This is a genomic window from Ralstonia sp. Ralssp135, assembly GCF_047304345.1.
GTDB lineage: Bacteria > Pseudomonadota > Gammaproteobacteria > Burkholderiales > Burkholderiaceae > Ralstonia > Ralstonia chuxiongensis.
In genome coordinates this window covers 350,936-368,535 of the sequence record NZ_JBGLYZ010000001.1, presented here as the reverse complement: position 1 = coordinate 368,535, position 17,600 = coordinate 350,936, and the positions used below count along the sequence as shown (strand labels likewise).

At 63.5% G+C, this 17,600-nt stretch carries 14 protein-coding genes and 1 tRNA gene; 4 read left to right on the top strand and 11 right to left on the bottom strand.

Translation table 11 applies throughout. The features are described 5' to 3' along the window. Positions 1–71: 71 nt before the first annotated feature. Positions 72–977, bottom strand: coding sequence for a LysR family transcriptional regulator (locus ACCD03_RS01655; RefSeq protein ID WP_253535645.1), 906 nt, complete (start codon positions 975–977; stop codon positions 72–74). A gap of 118 nt (positions 978–1,095) precedes the next feature. Between ACCD03_RS01655 and ACCD03_RS01650 the strand changes: the two genes are divergently transcribed. Further along, positions 1,096–1,686 (top strand): flavodoxin family protein, encoded by a 591-nt coding sequence (locus ACCD03_RS01650; RefSeq protein WP_413410626.1) that lies wholly within the window; start codon positions 1,096–1,098, stop codon positions 1,684–1,686. 472 nt (positions 1,687–2,158) lie between these two features. Here ACCD03_RS01650 and ACCD03_RS01645 read toward each other — a convergent pair whose 3' ends face one another. Beyond that, positions 2,159–4,549 carry a PAS domain S-box protein gene (locus ACCD03_RS01645; RefSeq protein ID WP_413410625.1) on the bottom strand — a complete coding sequence of 797 codons (2,391 nt, stop codon included), beginning with the start codon at positions 4,547–4,549 and terminating at the stop codon, positions 2,159–2,161. 266 nt (positions 4,550–4,815) lie between these two features. Between ACCD03_RS01645 and ACCD03_RS01640 the strand changes: the two genes are divergently transcribed. Further along, positions 4,816–5,937 (top strand): ATP-binding protein, encoded by a 1,122-nt coding sequence (locus ACCD03_RS01640; RefSeq protein WP_413410624.1) that lies wholly within the window; start codon positions 4,816–4,818, stop codon positions 5,935–5,937. Positions 5,938–6,032: 95 nt separating this feature from the next. On the opposite strand, the gene mctP is transcribed toward ACCD03_RS01640, so the two are convergent. From mctP to ACCD03_RS01625, 3 genes are all read right to left on the bottom strand, one after another. Continuing rightward, positions 6,033–7,541: a monocarboxylate uptake permease MctP gene (gene mctP, locus ACCD03_RS01635; protein ID WP_253541012.1), complete on the bottom strand. Its 1,509-nt coding sequence runs from the start codon at positions 7,539–7,541 to the stop codon at positions 6,033–6,035. Next, on the bottom strand, positions 7,541–7,720 hold the full coding sequence (locus ACCD03_RS01630) for a DUF3311 domain-containing protein (protein ID WP_024978098.1): 180 nt from the start codon (positions 7,718–7,720) through the stop codon (positions 7,541–7,543). The genes mctP and ACCD03_RS01630 overlap by 1 nt, the downstream gene beginning before the upstream one ends. Before the next feature lie 996 nt (positions 7,721–8,716). Then, positions 8,717–10,093, bottom strand: coding sequence for an MFS transporter (locus tag ACCD03_RS01625; protein ID WP_413410623.1), 1,377 nt, complete (start codon positions 10,091–10,093; stop codon positions 8,717–8,719). Between the two features lie 135 nt (positions 10,094–10,228). Here ACCD03_RS01625 and ACCD03_RS01620 point away from each other — a divergent pair, with 135 nt between their 5' ends. Continuing rightward, positions 10,229–10,954 (top strand): ArsR/SmtB family transcription factor, encoded by a 726-nt coding sequence (locus ACCD03_RS01620; protein WP_413410622.1) that lies wholly within the window; start codon positions 10,229–10,231, stop codon positions 10,952–10,954. Positions 10,955–10,963: 9 nt separating this feature from the next. On the opposite strand, the gene blaOXA is transcribed toward ACCD03_RS01620, so the two are convergent. Further along, positions 10,964–11,791 (bottom strand): OXA-22 family class D beta-lactamase, encoded by an 828-nt coding sequence (blaOXA, locus tag ACCD03_RS01615; RefSeq protein ID WP_413410621.1) that lies wholly within the window; start codon positions 11,789–11,791, stop codon positions 10,964–10,966. A 170-nt stretch (positions 11,792–11,961) separates the two neighbouring features. Here blaOXA and ACCD03_RS01610 point away from each other — a divergent pair. Beyond that, positions 11,962–12,046 (top strand) — tRNA-Leu (locus ACCD03_RS01610). A gap of 242 nt (positions 12,047–12,288) precedes the next feature. Here ACCD03_RS01610 and ACCD03_RS01605 read toward each other — a convergent pair. The 5 genes from ACCD03_RS01605 to ACCD03_RS01585 form a co-directional block, all read right to left on the bottom strand. After that, a complete protein-coding gene (locus tag ACCD03_RS01605; protein WP_413410620.1) occupies positions 12,289–13,938 on the bottom strand; it encodes an ATP-binding protein in 1,650 nt (549 codons plus the stop codon). An 81-nt stretch (positions 13,939–14,019) separates the two neighbouring features. Further along, positions 14,020–15,075 carry a substrate-binding domain-containing protein gene (locus tag ACCD03_RS01600; protein ID WP_413410685.1) on the bottom strand — a complete coding sequence of 352 codons (1,056 nt, stop codon included), beginning with the start codon at positions 15,073–15,075 and terminating at the stop codon, positions 14,020–14,022. An 86-nt stretch (positions 15,076–15,161) separates the two neighbouring features. Next, entirely contained in the window at positions 15,162–16,583 is a 1,422-nt protein-coding gene (locus ACCD03_RS01595; RefSeq protein WP_413410619.1) for an HD domain-containing phosphohydrolase, read from the bottom strand. 39 nt (positions 16,584–16,622) lie between these two features. After that, the gene (locus tag ACCD03_RS01590; RefSeq protein WP_253540924.1) at positions 16,623–17,234 is read right to left on the bottom strand and encodes a chemotaxis protein CheC; all 612 of its coding nucleotides are present in this window, start codon (positions 17,232–17,234) and stop codon (positions 16,623–16,625) included. Further along, positions 17,227–17,595: a response regulator gene (locus ACCD03_RS01585; RefSeq protein ID WP_413410618.1), complete on the bottom strand. Its 369-nt coding sequence runs from the start codon at positions 17,593–17,595 to the stop codon at positions 17,227–17,229. The genes ACCD03_RS01590 and ACCD03_RS01585 overlap by 8 nt, the downstream gene beginning before the upstream one ends. Positions 17,596–17,600 lie beyond the last annotated feature (5 nt).

Genomic DNA, 17,600 nt, shown 5'->3' with positions numbered 1-17,600 from the left:
CTCGGGGCCTCCGGAGATGGCGGGAGGCCCGTCACCCAAGTTGATGTAAGCAGGCCACCGCCCCGCGACACTCACTCAAGATAAGGCTTCAACAGCCCTTCGATCCATGCCATGAAAGCCCGAACGCGCGGCGACAAATTGCGCCGATGGGCCACCACGAACGACGCAGGCAGCGGCTCCGGGCGCAGGTCGGGCAGCACTTCCACCAGTGCACCGCTTTGGATATGTGGCGCAAGCGCGGTGTATCCCGCCTGGATCAATCCAATGCCCGCGAGCCCGGCCGCGTGATACGTCTGCACGCTGTTGACCTGCATGGCACTTGGCAGCGGAAGCCACGCATAACCATCGCCGTCAGGGTATTGCCACCCGGCGTGCCTGGTGCCAAGCGTGAGCGTGTAATGCACCATCTGATGCCCCTGGCTGAGCAGGTCTTCCAGCGTATGCGGGACGCCATACCTTTCCAGATACGCGGGGCTTGCCGCATTCGTCATGCGCAGCTTGCCGAGCGGCCGCGCAATCATCGTTTCATCGGTGATGGGCCCGAAACGGATCACGCAGTCGAAGCCTTCCTGGACGATATCCACGCGCCGGTCCGTGCTGGAAAGCTCCAGTTGCAGTTCAGGGTGCGCCGCCATCAGTTGCGGCAGCGCCGGGACCACGACACTGCGTGCCAACTCGGTCGGCAGATCGACGCGCAGCCGGCCGCGTAACGGCCCGCCGTTCGCCAGGAACATCGATTGCAATTCCTGGGCTTCGGCCAGCAAGTCCCGCGCGCGTGCATAGAATTCGCGGCCGTCTTCGGTCAGCTGCACGCTCCGCGTGGTCCGATGCAGAAGCGCGACGCCCACATCTCGTTCCAACGTGCGGATCACCGTTGAGACACGTCCCTTTTGGATGCCGAGGCTTTCCGCCGCGCGCGTAAAGCTCGTCATTTCAGCCACACGGGCAAAGATCAACAGCGCGTCGAGGTTTTGCATTGTTCATCCGGTGAAGAACAGAACGTTCAAATTGGCGTCGTTTATCACACCGTCACAGCTCAGTAGAGTGGCCTCCCATGTCGTCCACAGCGGACCACGTTCACGATAGGAAGCCACCATGACTGAAACCACCACCCAAGCAAAAACGGCCGTCGTTTATTACTCCGGCTACGGGCACACCGCCCGCATGGCAAGCGCTGTTGCCGAAGGCGCCGGCGCAGACCTCGTCGCCATCGACGCCGAAGGCAATATCCCCGAAGACGCCTGGGCAACGCTCGCAGCAGCGGACGCCATCCTATTCGGCTCGCCAACCTACATGGGCGGGCCCAGCTGGCAGTTCAAGAAGTTCGCAGACGCATCGTCGAAGCCTTGGTTCGAAGGCGCGTGGCAAAACAAGGTCTTCGGCGGCTTTACCAACAGCGCGAGCATCAATGGCGACAAGCTCAACACGCTCGAATACTTCGTCCTGCTCACGGGGCAGCACGGCGGCATCTGGGTCAGCATGGACATCAAGCCTGCGAACGTAAAGGCCTCCAAGCGAGACGACCTGAACCGCATGGGATCGTACATCGCGCCGATGGCGCAGACGCCGGCCGATGCCTCGCCCGAAGAAATGTCGGCGGGCGACCTTGAGACGGCGCGCCGTTATGGGGCACGGGTGGCAATGGTTGCGACGCAGCTTCGGGCAGGGCGAGTGCAAACGCGCTGAAAGGATGGAAGCGGACCCGCCGTCAATGACGAGCTTTGGCGTGATCGGCGGGCGGAGTGGCCCAGGCTATGGGGCAGTTGGCATGGAGCCCACTCCCAGACACCCAAGCTCGACCCTCAGACACCCAAGCGCCAACCCCAAAGCCCCGCGCTCGACCCTCAAACACTCGATCTCGACCCTCCGAGCGTCGAGCCTCACCGTCAAACACTCGCACGCCACAGTCTGAGCCTCGCGCTCGACTCTTTGAGCTTCAAATTTTCGACCTCGGAGAGCCGCGTTCCAGCCTCGAACAGTCGATCGCCACGGTTGGAGGCTGGCGCTCGACAGTTTGACCCTGACGCACGACTCTCAGAGGTCGAAAATTTCGAGCGAAAACAGTGGCGTTCCACTGTTTGGGTGCCGTGCGCGGGCCTCCGACTGTGGAACACGAGACTTTGAGGCCCAAACGCCGCGCTCAAACCTCCAAGCTCGGTTATGTATCGGTGGTCATCCGCTCAAGCGCCATCATCGATTGCAGTGCGTGCTGCAATTGATCGAGCGTGTAAGGCTTGCGAAGCGCGGTCCACTTGAACGCAAAGCTATCGTGGTCTGGGATGGGGTTGCCAGAAGCGAAGACCACCCGTAGCTCCGGATCCAATTCAGAGGCCCGCTGCGCGAGTTCAATGCCGGACATGTCAGGCATGACGATGTCGGTAAACAGAACGTCGAAAGAGCCTGCGCGCAGGGCGGCGAGGGCCTGCGCGCCGCTGGCCGCCTGCTGGGGCGTGATCCCGATCAGCGTCAACAGCTCGCATACCGCGCCACGCAATGAAGCGTCGTCCTCCACGACGAGAATGCGCAAGCGCGCGGGCTCCCATACCGCGCCCGCGTCGGGGTCGAATTGCGTGACGTCTTCCTCGGCTGCCGTCGCATCCACCCCATCATTTCCGAGCACCTGGCGAATCTTGAATGCAAGCTGCTGGCGGCTGTAAGGCTTGCTCAGTAACTCGACACCCGGATCGAGTCGCCCGCCATGGACGATGGCGTTCTGCGTGTAGCCAGACGTGTACAGCACCTTCAGGGCGGGCAGCGTCTGAACCGCCCTGCGCACCATCTCCGGACTGCGCAGTGCCCCTGGCATGACCACGTCGGTAAAGAGCATGTCGATATGCACGCCGCTCGCGACCACGGCCAAGGCCTGCTCTGCGTTGTTGGCCTTCAGCACGGCATAACCGAGGCCGCTCAACAGATCGACCACGGTTTCGCGCACTTTTGCGTCGTCTTCCACGACGAGGATCGTCTCGTTGCCGTGCTTGAGCCCGCTGGCCTTGGAGCGTGCGGGCTCGACCGCCGTGCCGGTGGAGCGGGGCAGATAGACCCGCACGGTCGTGCCCTCCCCGTCCTCGCTGTAGAGCCGGATATGGCCGCCGCTCTGCTTGACGAAACCGTAGGCCATACTGAGCCCGAGCCCCGTGCCCTCTCCCTCGGGCTTGGTGCTGAAGAACGGGTCGAACGCCTGCTCCAACACTTGGGGGCTCATACCCGTGCCGGTATCCGTGACGGCGAGCATGACGTACTGCCCAGCCGACACATCGGGAACTGGCATCACATATTCGTCGTCGAGCGTGGCGTTGGAGAGTTCGAGCGTGAGCTTGCCGCCCTCGGGCATCGCATCCCGCGCGTTGATCGCCAGATTCAGGATGACGTTTTCCAGCTGATGCGGATCGACCGCGATATTCCAGAGGCCGCCCGCAACCACCGATTCGATCTCGATCGCCTCGCCCAGCGCCCGCCGCAACAGATCGTCCATGTCGCGCAGTTGGCGCGCAGGGTTGATCACGACAGGGGCAAGCGGTTGCTGACGGCCGAAGGCAAGCAACTGTGCGGCGAGCTTGGCGCCACGATCAACGGCGTCGATGGCGTTACTGAGCCGCTCGGCGCTCCAGCCATCACGGCCATGCCGGCTTTCCAGCAGTTCGAGATTGCCACGCAGCACCTGCAGCACGTTGTTGAAGTCATGCGCAACGCCGCCCGTGAGCTTGCCGAGCGCTTCCATCTTCTGTGCCTGGAGCAGCGCTCTTTGCGTTTGCTCGAGCTGCTCGCTGGCGCGCCGCCGTTCCGTGATGTCGCGGGTGATCTTCGCAAACCCGACCAACTCACCCTCTTCGTAGATGGCATCGATGATGACGTGCGCGAAAAAGCGGCTTCCGTCACGCCGCACGCGCCAGCCTTCGGCCTCGAAGCGCCCATCGCGCCGGGCAGTCTCCAGGCCCCGGAACGGTACGCCCGCTGCAACATCCTCTGGCGTATAGAAACGAGAAAAATGCGAGCCGATGATGTCGGACTCGGTATAGCCCTTGATGCGCCGTGCCCCCTCATTCCAGCTCGTGATGTGCCCGTCGGTCGACAGCATGAAGATGGCGTAGTCCGTCACGCCCTGAACGAGCAGGCGGAAGTTGCGTTCGCTCTTCAGCACAGCGTCGTGCGCGGCCTTCTTGTCGCTCACATCGCTGATCACGGTACCGAACCCGATCAACGCGTTGGTGCTGTCACGGAGTGCCGTCACGGCGACGTTCGCCCAGAAGGGCGTGCCGTCCTTGCGCATGCGCCATCCCTCTTCGACATGCCGCCCTGTCTTGGCGGCGGCATGCAACGCGGCCTCCGGTGCACCCGAGGCTCGGCCCTCCGGCGGATACAAAAGGGCGAACGGCTGGCCAATAATCTCGTCCGGCCGATAGCCCTGCATGCATTCGCCGCCGGGGTTCCACGTCGAGACAATGCCCTGTATCGACAGCGCAAAGATGGAGTAATCGGAGGTCGACTCAGCCCACAGCCGGAGCCATGTAGGGCTGAATTCGGAGGGCGGAGAAGCGGCGTCGTTCATTCAGTTGTCAGGTAGACGTGGAGCGCCGCAAGGGAGTATCAGTCCCGGGCAGCAAGTGGCGTGCCCGTGACCGCTCCCTCGTGCACCACGTCGGTCAGAGGCTGCGAAGCGAAGAGGAATCTCCGCACCCAGCTAGCGACTGGAACGCAGTTTGCATACCTTGGAGCGGTAAAACGGGGCATCGACCCTTTCCGCGGTGTGGACAATGGCCTCGCTGCGCCCCACATCACGTCTCAACATGGCTTTCGCAACCGTCGAGGAAATCCATGACGCTATCTGACTTTATCCAGGCAAACCTCCCCGGCATCGTCGACGACTGGACGGAATACGCGCGCACGGTCAGCAGCGGCCGCGCCGGTCTTTCCGAATCCCAGTTGCGCAATTCGATCCGTGACCTTCTCGGCCGGATTGCCGCCGACATGCGCGAGCGGCAGACGCCCGAGCAACAGCGGGCCAAATCGCAGGGCGACCGGGCGCCTTCGGAGTCCGGCTTCAATGAAGCGGCCCACGAGCATGCCGACGACCGCCTCTCGCACGGTTTCGACATCAACGATGTGGTGGCGGAATACCGGGCACTGCGCGCCAGCGTGCTGCGCCGGTGGCAGCAGTTTGCACAATCGGACCCCGCGGCGTTCCAGGAGATGATCCGATTCAACGAAGCCATCGACCAGATGCTCGCAGAGTCAGTGCGACAGCACGCGCAGCGCACGGAGCGCACGCGCGACCTGTTTGCCGGCGTGCTCGCGCATGACCTGCGCTCCCCCCTTGGCGCGATCCTGGCCTCTGCGGAAACGCTGCTGCACGACGAAGGGCTGTCGTCGCGCAGCGTGCGCGCGGTCGCATTCATACAGCGCGGTGCGATGCGCGTGCAACAGATGATCGACGATCTGCTCGTCTTCACACGCACCCGCTTGGGCGACTTTCTGCCCACGACGTTCAGCCCCCAGGATATGGGGCGGCTGTGCAGCGATGCCATCGACGAAGTGTGCGCGTCTTACCCCGATGCGCAGATCGATCTGCGCCTTGCGGGCGAACTTCGTGGCACCTGGGACGGCAGCCGCATCGGCCAGCTGCTGGTCAATCTATTGGCCAACGCGGTGCGTTACGGATCGGGGCGCGTCGCCATCGAAGCCGCTGGACGCGACGGGCAGATGACGGTTGCCGTTTCAAACGAGGGCAACCCCATACCGCCCTCCGCGTTCCCAACCCTGTTCGATCCGCTCACCCGCGCCAAACAGCCCGACCACAGCGGGAGCGCCGCCGGCATCGGGCTTGGCCTGTACATCTGCCGCTGCATTGTGCAGGCGCATCGCGGAACGATCGACGTGCAATCGTCCGAACACGGCACGACGTTCACTGTGCGGATTCCCTACACGGTGGCCGCTTGACACCACGGCCGGCAGCGCAGCCGGTCACGCAGCAAAAAAAGCCGGCACCCTGAGGTACCGGCTCTTTCTCTTCCTTTTGCGAATCGCAGCGTCGATCAGCCTGCCTGACGCAGCGTAGCGGCTTCCTCCCCACGCTTGCCCATCAGCAACTGCACCACCACCGCAACGATGATGTTGAAGGCCAGTGCCGCCAGGCCCGTATAGATGGTGTACTTGTCTGCGCCAATCACAAAGGTGTGCACCGGCTTGATGCCGTCGGAGAACGCCAGCCAGCTGCCGGCAATCATGCCCGCCGCCCAGCCGGACAGCAGCGCGGGTGCGCGGAAGCGGTTCGAGATGTTGAACAACCCGAACACGACCGACGGGAACGTCTGCACGATCCACACGCCGCCCAGCAGCTGCAGGTCCAGCGCGAACTTGGTCGGCAGGAACAGGATGAACACCAGGGCGCCCGCCTTGACGATCAACGAGATCACCTTGGCAACCTTCTCCTCACCAGCGTGCGTGAGGTCCGGGGCCACGTAGGGCTTCCAGAAGTTGCGCGTGAACAGGTTGGCCGCACCAATCGACATGACGGCCGCCGGCACCAGTGCACCAATGGCGATGGCCGAGAACGCAAAGCCCGTGAACCAGCTCGGGAACAGCGCGTTGAACAGCGCAGGCACGACGTCGTTGTTGTTGGTGACCTTGATGCCTGCCGCATAAGCCATGAAGCCCAGCAGCGCGATCAGGCCCAGCAGCACCGTATAAGCCGGCAGGAAGACGGCGTTCTTGCGGATGGTGTCTGCACTGCGCGCGGCAAAGATGCCCGTGAGCGTGTGCGGATACATGAACGCCGCCAGTGCCGAGCCAATTGCCAGCGTGGCGAATGGCAGGAACTGCGCAGGCTTGAGCGTGAGGCCCGTGGCGCCGCCCTTCAAGGCAAACGCATCATGCGCGGTAGCAAACACCGCACCGTAGCCGCCCAGCTTGGCCGGCACCAGCACCACCGCCACCAGCACCACGATGTAGATCATGATGTCTTTGACGAAGGCGATGAGTGCAGGCGCCCGCAGGCCGGCGGAGTACGTGTACAGCGCCAGGATGACGAAGGCGGCCGCCAGCGGCAGCTCGCCCGTCAAACCCAGCGCCTTGATCACGACTTCCATGCCGATGAGCTGCAGGGCGATGTAGGGCATCGTCGCCACCACGCCCGTGAGCGCCACCGCAAACTCCAGCGAGCGCGAGCCGTAGCGGCCGTACACGGCATCAGCCGCCGTGACGTGGCCGTTGGCATGCGCCACCTTCCACAGCTTGGGCATGATCAGGAAGACGATCGGGTACACCAGGATCGTGTACGGCAGCGCGAAGAAGCCATACGCGCCCACCGCATACACGAGTGCCGGCACGGCGATGACGGTGTAGGCGGTGTAAAAATCGCCGCCCACCAGGAACCACGTGATCCAGGTGCCGAAGTTGCGGCCGCCCAGGCCCCATTCTTCAATGTGGGCGCCCTTGTCGGAGTTGCCCCGCTGCCAGCGCGAGGCGATGAAACCCATCACCGTGACCAGCGCGAAGAAGAAGATGAAGACTGCCAGCGCAGTCCAGTTGATTTGTCCGCCCATCATTCTTCTCCTTTGCTCTGACCGTTCTTGAAGACGATCCAGATCAGCAGCGAGGTGATCGGCACCCAGAGGAACTGGTACCAATAAAAGAACGGAAAGCCGAAGAGCGCCGGCATTTCCTGGTTGTAGAACGGCACCCACAGCAGGCCGATGAAAGGCAGTGCGAGCAAGAACTTCATGGGTTGTCTCCTAGTTCGGGGACTTCGGATGTTGTTTTGAACAGGTGAGGTGCCACGCCCGATGCGCGGCCAGATGGATGTCTGAGGGAGCGCTTTCCGCCTTTGTTGTTATCCGGCGCACTCTGATCGCGCGCCCTCCGGAAAACCATCCGCACCTGTACGCAGCAGCCACACGTAGTACTACGTAGTAAGCGTAGACTTTTCGCATGAAATAACCAATCGCTAAGGTGGGCACGGGTTTCCTAGGGTTTTCACGAATTCCTGTCATGACAGACAACCGAAAAACGCGTGAGCAAAACTCGCAAGCCACCACGGTGCCGCATGGCACCAAGCACAACGGGGAGCCGCAGTGGCTCCCCGTTGATTGTTGTGGCGCAGCATAAGCCCTAGCGAGCCCAGGGTTTCTGCACGGCGTGCACGGGGGGCCGAGCGCTTCGAGCTGAAACCCTCGGCGCTGGACCGACACATAAAGCCCTGAATTCTTGCCGGCCGAGGCGCCCAGACATTCGATCAATGCAAATGCCTGCTCATGCAGTGGTGTGCGCGCCGACGGGCGCCTGGCGCCCAACATATCCGGTCGAATCGACAATTAAAGACGGAATTGATTGAATCAATTTTTCAATTCAGTTCAATCCAATAAAGTCTTTTTCATTTGACTTTTTTTTGCTTCCTTTTTACTTGAAATGCTCTGCCATTGAGATTTCTCTTTCAAAGGGAAATCGTTTGCCATCCACCCGCAAATGGCGCAGCCATCAGGAAAAACCCGCACACGCATTGCTATTCAAGCACCGTTTCTTTAGAGCAAACCCTCAAAAACGTGTTGTGTTTTAAGTTTGTTTTCAATCTGATCAAAGAAAATCTTGTAAGGTGATTCTGTCTTATACATTCACATCCCACTTAGCCCGGCAATCCCCTCGCCGGGTATTTTTTTGCGATGCGTTAGATCGCCTTGCCTGTGCCAATCCGGCGTAAAAGCGGCGGGGCATTGCAGTGCGCTCAGTGGCGATCAGCCCCATGCCGCCACGCCACGGCGGCGCATGCGAGCTGTACCGCGCCACCGCACAACATGGCCACGCGCAACCCCGATGCGCCGCTGCCCCACACCGCATACATCGCCCCCAAGATCGCCACGCCCAGCGTCGCCCCGGTCATGCGCGCCACGTTGACGAGCGCCGATGCGGTGCCGGAACGCTCCGGCCCCACCGCGCCTACCGCCGCGCCCATCAGCGGGCCGGTGGCAAAGCCCATGCCGAGCCCCGTGAGCGCCAGCCCGATGGCTGCCGGTATCACCGATGCCGCACCAGCAAATACCCCCAACGTGAGCAGCCCCAGCGCGATGATGCCCACCCCGCCCGCCGTGGCCAGCCGCACGCCATGGCGGCGCGCCACCGTGCCCGACATGGGCGACACCGCCATGAAGACCAGCGCCATCGGCATCAGCCCAAGGCCTGCACCAATGACGCTGAAGCGCCCGGTGCTCTGCCACATGAGCGGCAGCAGAAAGAGTGCGCCGTACATGCCGAACGTCATGCCCGCCGTGGCGACAATGGCGCCGCGAAACTCGCGCACGCGAAAGAGATCCAGTGGCACCAGCGCCTCGCCGCCATGGCGCGCCTCTACGCGAATGAACCACGCCAGCGCGATGAGCGCCACGGCCAGCACAGCCGCCGCCACAGCGGGCGCGTGATGCGCTTCGATGGCCGCAAAGGCTAGGCCGCCCAGCGTGATGGCGCCCAACACCTGGGCCAGCGCATCGAAACGGCGATGCGCGGCGTCAGACGATTCCGGCACCACGCGCACGGCCAACGCCATGATGGCCACGCTTACCGGCACCACCACCCAGAACACGGCGCGCCAGCCGAAGTGCGTGACCAGCACGCCGCCGGCCGTCGGCCCAATCGCCATGGCCAAGCCGTTGCATGCGGCCCAGACGCCCAGCGCATGCGCACGTTCGCCCGGGTCGCGCCACACCACCCGCAGGATCGCCAGCGACGCCGGCAGCAGCAAGGACGCCCCCACACCCGCCATGGCACGCGCGCCGATCAGCCACCCGATCGACGGTGCCAGCGCGCACAGCACCGATGCCACCGAGAACACCGCCGCACCCGACACAAACGCCCGCCGCCGGCCGTACAAGTCGGCCAGCAGGCCGCCGCTGAGCAGCAATGCGGCATAGGCGAGGTTGTAGGCGTCGATCACCCACTGCAGCGGGCCGACCTGTGCGTGGAAGAACTGGCCAATTGGGCGCACCGCCAGGTTGACAACGGCGGTGTCGATCTGCGCGACCAACACCGCCATCGACAGCACGCAGAGCACCACGCGCTTATGCGTCGCGGTGTTGGCATGCACTGGTTGCATCGTGATTCCATCCATCTCGGGGCCTTTGGCTTTTGGCTTTTGCAAGCGATGGCCCCAGCGTAGTGCCGGCACCGTGGGCGACGCTTCGATGCGTGTCGAAGCATCGCGGCGCGCGGCTCCCTAGAATGGCCACATGACAAGGAGTCGGACATGTCGCATCCGAACAGCTTTTCCGGCACGGCCTTCCTGATTGCAGACCCCGCACGGGCGGCCATGCTGACGGCGTTGCTTGATGGGCGCGCGCTACCCGCGGGCGAGTTGGCGCATGCCGCGGGCGTCACCGCGCAGACGGCCAGCACGCATCTAGCCAAGTTGCTCGACGGTGGCTTGGTGGTGGTGGAAACCGAGGGGCGGCACAAGTACTTTCGGCTGGCCGGGGCACATGTGGCGCAAGCGCTGGAACACCTGGCGGCCATCACGCCCGCAGCGGCTGTGCGACGCGCTACACCCAGCCCGAAAGCGCGAGAGCTTGGCTTCTGCCGCTGCTGCTATGACCACCTTGCCGGGCAGGTGGGCGTGGCCGTCACGCACGCGCTGCAATCACGCGGCTATCTGCTGCCGATGCCAGACAAGCAATACGAGATCACGGCCGCCGGCATCACCTGGTTTGGCGACGTGGGGCTTGATGTGCACACCATTCGCCCGACGCGGCGCGGGCTGGCGAGGCAATGCCTGGACTGGACGGAGCGCACGCATCACCTGGCGGGGCCGCTTGGGGTGCAGTTCCTACGTCGCCTGTGCGATGTCGGCTGGATGCTGCGCGCACGCGATTCGCGCGCCGTGCTGGTCACGCCCAAGGGCTGGCAGGAATTGCATCAGCGCCTGGGCGTGGATGAAGCAACGGTGCGCAGCGCGGCCGAACACCGTCATGCATAACGCCGCCGATCAGTGCCCAGCAAAGGCCAGCACTTCCGGCAGGCGCGCAAGCAGCGCATCGCGCGAGCGGATGCCGCCCGAGGTCGGCTCTACCTTGTCGTCCTGGATCAGGTTGGCAAAGACGTACGTCTTGTCGCCCTTCCTGGCCCAGCCGACAAACCAGCCGTAAGCGTGCGCCTGATCCCACGTGCCATCAGGTGATGTATTGCCCGGCGCCGGGCCGGCCGTGCCCGTCTTGCCCTGAACGGCCCAACCACCCGGCACCTGCCAGGTCTGCACGGTACGGTCGACCATCTCGTAGGTGCGCGCCGACACCGGCAACTGCCGGTTGACGATCCTGCGCATAAAGCCGACCTGCTCCTCCGGCGAGATCTTCAGCGACGAGGTGATCCACGAACGGTCCATGCCGTTGTTCTTGCCCGGGTCGCCGCTCACGTCCATGTTGCCGTAGCCGAGCTTGCGCACGTATGCCTGGAAGGTTTGCGCGCCCATCGCATGCGTAATGCGCTGCGAATACCAGACCACCGAATATTTGAGCCACAGCGCCGGGTCGATGGGCTGGTGCCAGGCTTCGCCGCCCCAGTCGGGGTCACCACGCCTGAAGTGCTCGACCGGGGTGTGCTCGTCTTTGAGGAAACCGTGGTCAAAACCCATGACGGCCAGCGCCAGCTTGAAGGTGGAAGCGGGGGTCACGCGCTCGTCGCACTTGCCTTCGTGCAAGACGACCTTGCCCGTGGCGGCATCGGCCACGATCGTGCAGATCGGGTGCTCGGCGTGGGCAAACGTGGCAAGCGCGGCCAGCATGGCGCCGGTGGCGGCGTGGCGGAGTTTCATCATCGATCAACCTCATGTGGGGGGAATGCAAATCGCTGCGTGGCAGCGTAGCAGCGAGGTTGCCGTCCTGCGGACCGCCACCCGCGTAACGGGTGTAACGCTGGCGGAATTGCCGTTCCAAAAAGAAGGGCTTGCAAATTTTTCGGCGGTCGGTAAAATGCGCGGCTCACCTAGCCCAGGTGGCGGAATTGGTAGACGCACTAGTTTCAGGTACTAGCGGGTAACTCCGTGGAGGTTCGAGTCCTCTCCTGGGCACCAAACACAGTCCCAAGCAGTTCAGGGGCGACAAAAAACCCGCGTGGCGATGAGCCTCGCGGGTTTTTTGTTTGTCCGGACGGGGGCAAGATTCAAACCGTCCCGGATCGCCTCACACTGCTCTGGTGACGCCCGGCGCCGCCGATTCCATGCAAGGCAGCGCACGCGGCTCGGATCGTTGCCGGCTCCGGGAAGGGGTACGAACGCGGCGTATCGGAATCTGGCGCTCGAATGCGCCCGCTGCATCAACGGCTTTGCAGCGGCAAGACGAGCCGAAAACACGTGCCCCGGCCAACTTCGCTACGCACGTCGATCTGGCCACCATGCTTGCGCACGATGCCGTAAGAGACCGACAGGCCGAGCCCCGTCCCCAGGCCAACGGGCTTGGTGGTGAAGAACGGGTCGAAGATGCGGCTGAGATGCTCGGGCCGGATACCGCCTCCGGTATCTTCCACCTCCACCCAGACGTTGTCCGCGTCGTGGCCGGTTCGCAGCGTGATGCGTCCGTGGTCCTGAATGGCTTGTCCGGCATTGACCAGGAGGTTCATGAACACCTGGCTCAGTTGGGTGGGCCTGCACTCGATGTCTGGGATTCCGCCATATTCGCGCACCAGCTGCACCTTGTACTTCAGCTCATTCCAGACGATCTTGATTGTTGTTTCCAGACACGTTTCAAGATTGGCAGGTTGCGGCTGCGCTTCTTCTACATGGGAGAAATCCTTGAGACCCTGCACGATCGTCTTGACCCGCTGCAGCCCCTCCTGGGACTCCGCCAACAGCCCCGGCACATCTTCGCGCACGTACTCGAGATCAGCCGCCAGCTTGACCTGCGCAAGCGCAGCCCGCGTGGCGGGCGCCAACTCTGCCTCGTGGGATTCGTAGGCTGACAGCGCGTCGAGCAATCCTCCAACGTATCGCTGCAAACTGCCCAGATTGGCTTTGACAAACGAGACGGGATTGTTGATCTCATGGGCCACGCCGGCAGCGAGCTGGCCGATCGACGCCATCTTTTCCGATTGCAGCAACTGCCCCTGCGTTTGGGCCAGCTCGTGCAGCAGTTGCTCCTGGCGCGCACGCTCGGCCTGCAGTGCCTCGTGGGCCAAGGCAAGCTGCCATCGGTCACGCTGGAATTGTTCGACCGCGCGCGCCATCTGGCCGATCTCATCGTCGCCATCGACGGGTACCGCACTGGGCGCCCCGTCCGAACGTCCTTCGCGCAAGCTGCGGCTGACCTGCAGCAAGCGCTGAAGCACATGGCGCCCGAGCAGCCCGTAAGCCGCCAGGCAGGCAAATACCACGCTGGCGGCGAGCAGCGCTGTCACCCAGCGCTGATTGCGCTCGGAAACAACCGCCAACGCCTGCATCGCCTGCTGAAACGCCCGCGTGTGCTGCTCCGACACCTGCTGTGCCGAAACCACCATGGCGCCGGCCTGCATGTAAAGCGCATCCAAGGACCGGCGCCCGGCAAGGCTGCGTTCGGATGCCGGCGCCTGTGCAGCCGCACCGGCAGTTCCGGCATGTTGCAGCTCGCTTTCCCACCACTGGGCGACGATATTGACGACGTTGCGAAACAGCTGGGTCGACTGATGCAGATCGAGCACTTCAATGTCGTCGTCGGTTGCAGCAAGCCGCTCGGACAACTGCTCGAACGCCTCCAGGTTGCGCAAGATCTCGGCATAGTGCCGGCGCAGGGCTTCCACCGACGAGGTCTTTTCCAACTGCGCCGATTCGCGCTCAATCAACAACGTGCGCTGAACGAGTTCCTGCGCCTCGCGCAATTGCATGAGCTGCTCGCTGGCGAGCCTGCGGGTGGCTTCCGCCGAGGTGCGCAGCGCATAGACCGCCGTGATACCGCCTGCCGAGATCAGCAGCGCCAGCATGGCGACGACCAACATGAATTGACGCCCGAGCGATCTGGGCCACAGACCGTACCGCGGCATGCGCGCACAGCGGATAGCAGCGGCTGCGCTGAACATTCAACGGCCCCATATCCGGCGATACACGGCCCGGTAGCCGTTGTCCGGGTCGTATTGCCCGAGTGGTCCGCCATCGAAAGCGACGTTCTTGACCGTCACAAGGTGCACGGGGGCCACATACCCGGTGACCACATGATGGGCCAGCAGCCGATTTACCTCGTCCACCAGTTGCCAGCCTTGCAGGTTCAACGGCTCGGCCACCGTGCTTGTCTGAAACGCTCCAGCCTGGATGCGCAGGAACGCCGCGGCGCTGCCGTCGCCGGCAGACAGCATGTGGATGCCGTCGGGCTTGCCGGCGCGGGTCAGCTCGGCGGCGGCGTAATCGAAGTAGATGTCGTTGATGGCCAGCGCATGCGTCCACACGCGGCCATACCGCTCCAGCAGACGTCGCATGACGGCGGGCATGGCCTGCGCACTGCCCGAGATAGGTACGTCCTCGACGGCCAGCAAGCGGCAGCCCTTGCATGCGCCGATCACCTCAGCCATCGCCGCAGCCTTTGCGCTGGCGATCTGGAAATTGGAGTCGGTAAAGATGACCACGTTGGCGTGGCCCGCCGATTCCACTACAGCCGCCATGGCCGTGAGCCGGGCAACTGCCATCGGGTCGGTGGAAACATTGATGGCGATGGGACTGTCCGTGATGGCGCCGGCCGTTGCGGCAACGTGCCAGCCGACCACGGGCCTGCCCTGCCGCACGAAGGGCAACAGCTCTGCCTGCATCTCGCGCGCGTCACCCCCGACGAGCACGACGCCGTCCGGTTGCAGCGCCCGGGCCGATGCCATCGCACGCTTGCGGCCCTCCGGCGTCCCGCCGGCGTCATAGACGCGGATCTTCCAGCCGATGGCCCCAGCGGCCTCCTTGATGCCTTTCGCAACACCCAGAATGCCGCCGTTTCGCAAGTCTTCACTCACGACGGCCAGCGTGATGCCGACCTGCGCACGAGGACCTGCCTGGGGCCCATCCCAAGGGGCCCCGTGTTCGCTGGCGCGCGCGACGATCTGCTGCATGCGTGCGTCGTCGGCGATGCCGCCGGAGGCCATCGCCTGGCCTGCCATCGCTCCCCACCCGAATGCGCACAGCAGGTATGCCAGCATTCGCTTGCCGCTGCTTGGGACCATCGCCGCCTCCCGAAGGTCATCCTTCACGCTGCTGGTGGCACATCTGCCGCATCCGTGGGATTGGGCACAGGCGCATAGACAAGAATTGCGAACGGCACATCCTCATGGGTTTCGAAGCGCCTGATCTGCAAGACCTGATGCGCACTGACGATGCTGTCCCGTGTAATGAGCAGCACACCGCGTCGCGTCAGCAGATCGTCGGCCAACCGCATGCCCTCCCGCAGTTCGGCCGCAGAGATCTGCCGCACAGGCATCACCTCGCCCTGCTGCCTGAGCACGGCCACGAAGCGCACGACCACGTCGGGGTCATAGCGCAGGCCCGATTGCGCCTTGACCATCTCCATGGCTTGATCGCCCGAGACGTGGTCCTTGATGATCTCGCCCGTCAGAAGCCCCTCGAAATCGCGTGCGACAGCCACGATGCGTGCGCCGATCGGGATCGCCGTTCCGGCCAATCGGTCGGGAGTACCGCGGCCATTGAAGCGTTCGTACTGGTGCCGGATGATTTGCGCCACATGCTCGAGCTGCGGCACGGGTGTGAGCACCATCTGAGCGCGCAGCGGATGCTGATAGAACTGCTGTGCCTGTTCAGCCGAAAGCCTGTCGAGCGACGTATTCAGCAGGGCATCGGGCAGCGACAACTTGCCAATGCCGTGCAGCAGGCCGGCGTGGAAGATGTCCTGCACCTGCAGCCCCGTCAACCCGCATTCAATGGCAATGCGGCGCGCCAGATCGGCCACGCGCAGCGACTGGCGCGCCATGGCACCACAGCGCATCTCGATCATGCTGGCGCATACCTTGACCATACTCGTGAAGTTCGCTTTCTGGTCACGCTGAGCTCCTTCCAGGAACATCACGGTCTGGCGAATTTCTTCGGTGCGCGCCAGCACCTGGGTTTCCAGCCCGGCATTCAATTGCTGCAGCGTTTCGTTCTGCCGCTGCGTCAACTCGCTCAGGCGGCGCGCCTCGCATGCGAGCGTGCGCTGCTCGATCGCGTGCTTGACGGTGAGCAACAGGTCCTGGTCATCCCACGGCTTGTTGAGGTAGCGATAGACGCCGCCCTCGTTGATGGCACGCACAGCCGAATCGACTTCGGAGTAGCCGGTCAGCAGGATCCGCATGATGTCCGGATAACGCTCACGAGCACGTGCCAGGAATTCGGCGCCGTTCATGCCGGGCATGCGCATGTCGGAAATGACCAGATCCACCGGATACACCGACAGCATGTCGAGCGCCGTCGCACCGCTCTCGGCAGTGATCACGCGGTAGCCCGTGGGCCTCAGCAGCCGGCGCAGGGACGAGAGCACGCCTGGCTCATCGTCCACCAGCAGGATCAACGGCGTGGCGTCCGCAGGCGTTGCAGAAGCGGGCGCGCTTTCTGGCTGCGCGGCGGCTTTGATGTCGGGCGCGCTCGCTTGCGCGGTGTCTTCGTCGTAAACAAGCATGGCTGGCGTCTCACGGTTCGATGGCTGGCGGGGCGCGTCTCAAAGCGCCTGCAGGAATTGCTCCAGCGCGTGCTTCATTTTTCGGATGGCGGTTTCAGGTAGCAGCATCACCAACTGGGCCACAAAGCCGCCGCGCTCAAGGGTGAAGCGCACTTCCAGCAACAGCGCCACATCCCAACGATGGAACTGTTCGCCCGACAAGGCTTGCTGCAGCACCGCAGCCGGAACAAAGCTTGGCCGCGAGAACGACAGATTGCGGCCGAGCTGCTCGAAGACGCTGCGCACACACGCACCCACGAGCAAGTTGGCGATGTCGGACAGGGCCTCGCTTTCGCTGTTCACGTCGGCATCGCCGTAGCCCATCAGCTCTTCGAGTTCTTCGCGGCCGTCCTTGCCGAACAGCACGATCGCCTCGCCCGAAATGTCGGACTGAAACGCCTGCCGCACCGGCGAGGGCGCGTCTCCGGCCACGTCGCGGCCCAGCAGCTCTGCCATCAGTTGTGCCGCGTTGACAAGCTTGATGTCTGGCACCGAGAGCGTCACAAAGGCGCCCAGCAGTTCGGCCAGTGCCGCCCCCGCTTTGCCCATCCCGATATTGGCGATTTCCTGCAGAGCGTCGCGCTGGTCTTCGTTCAGTGTCAGGTCATTCATAGAGACCGTACCCTCGCAGGATCGGAACAATGCGCTCGACCGATACGGGCTTCGCAATGAAGCCGATGGCACCGAGGTCCTTGACGCGCTCGACGGCGCCCGACTGGATGTCAGCGGACACCACGATGACGAAGGCGTCGTCGCCGGCCTTGCGGATGTGTTCGAGCACCTGGAAGCCGTCCATGTCCGGCATGGTCAGATCAAGGAAAACGACCGTGCCCTTACCGGCACGAAACAGCTCCAGCGCCTGCGCACCGTTGGCTGCCTGTGTGACCTCGACATCCCAGTCGTCAGGCAAGGCGTTGATCAGAAGCTTGCGCGCCAACGATGAATCGTCGGCAACGAGCACAGGTAGCGCCATGATGT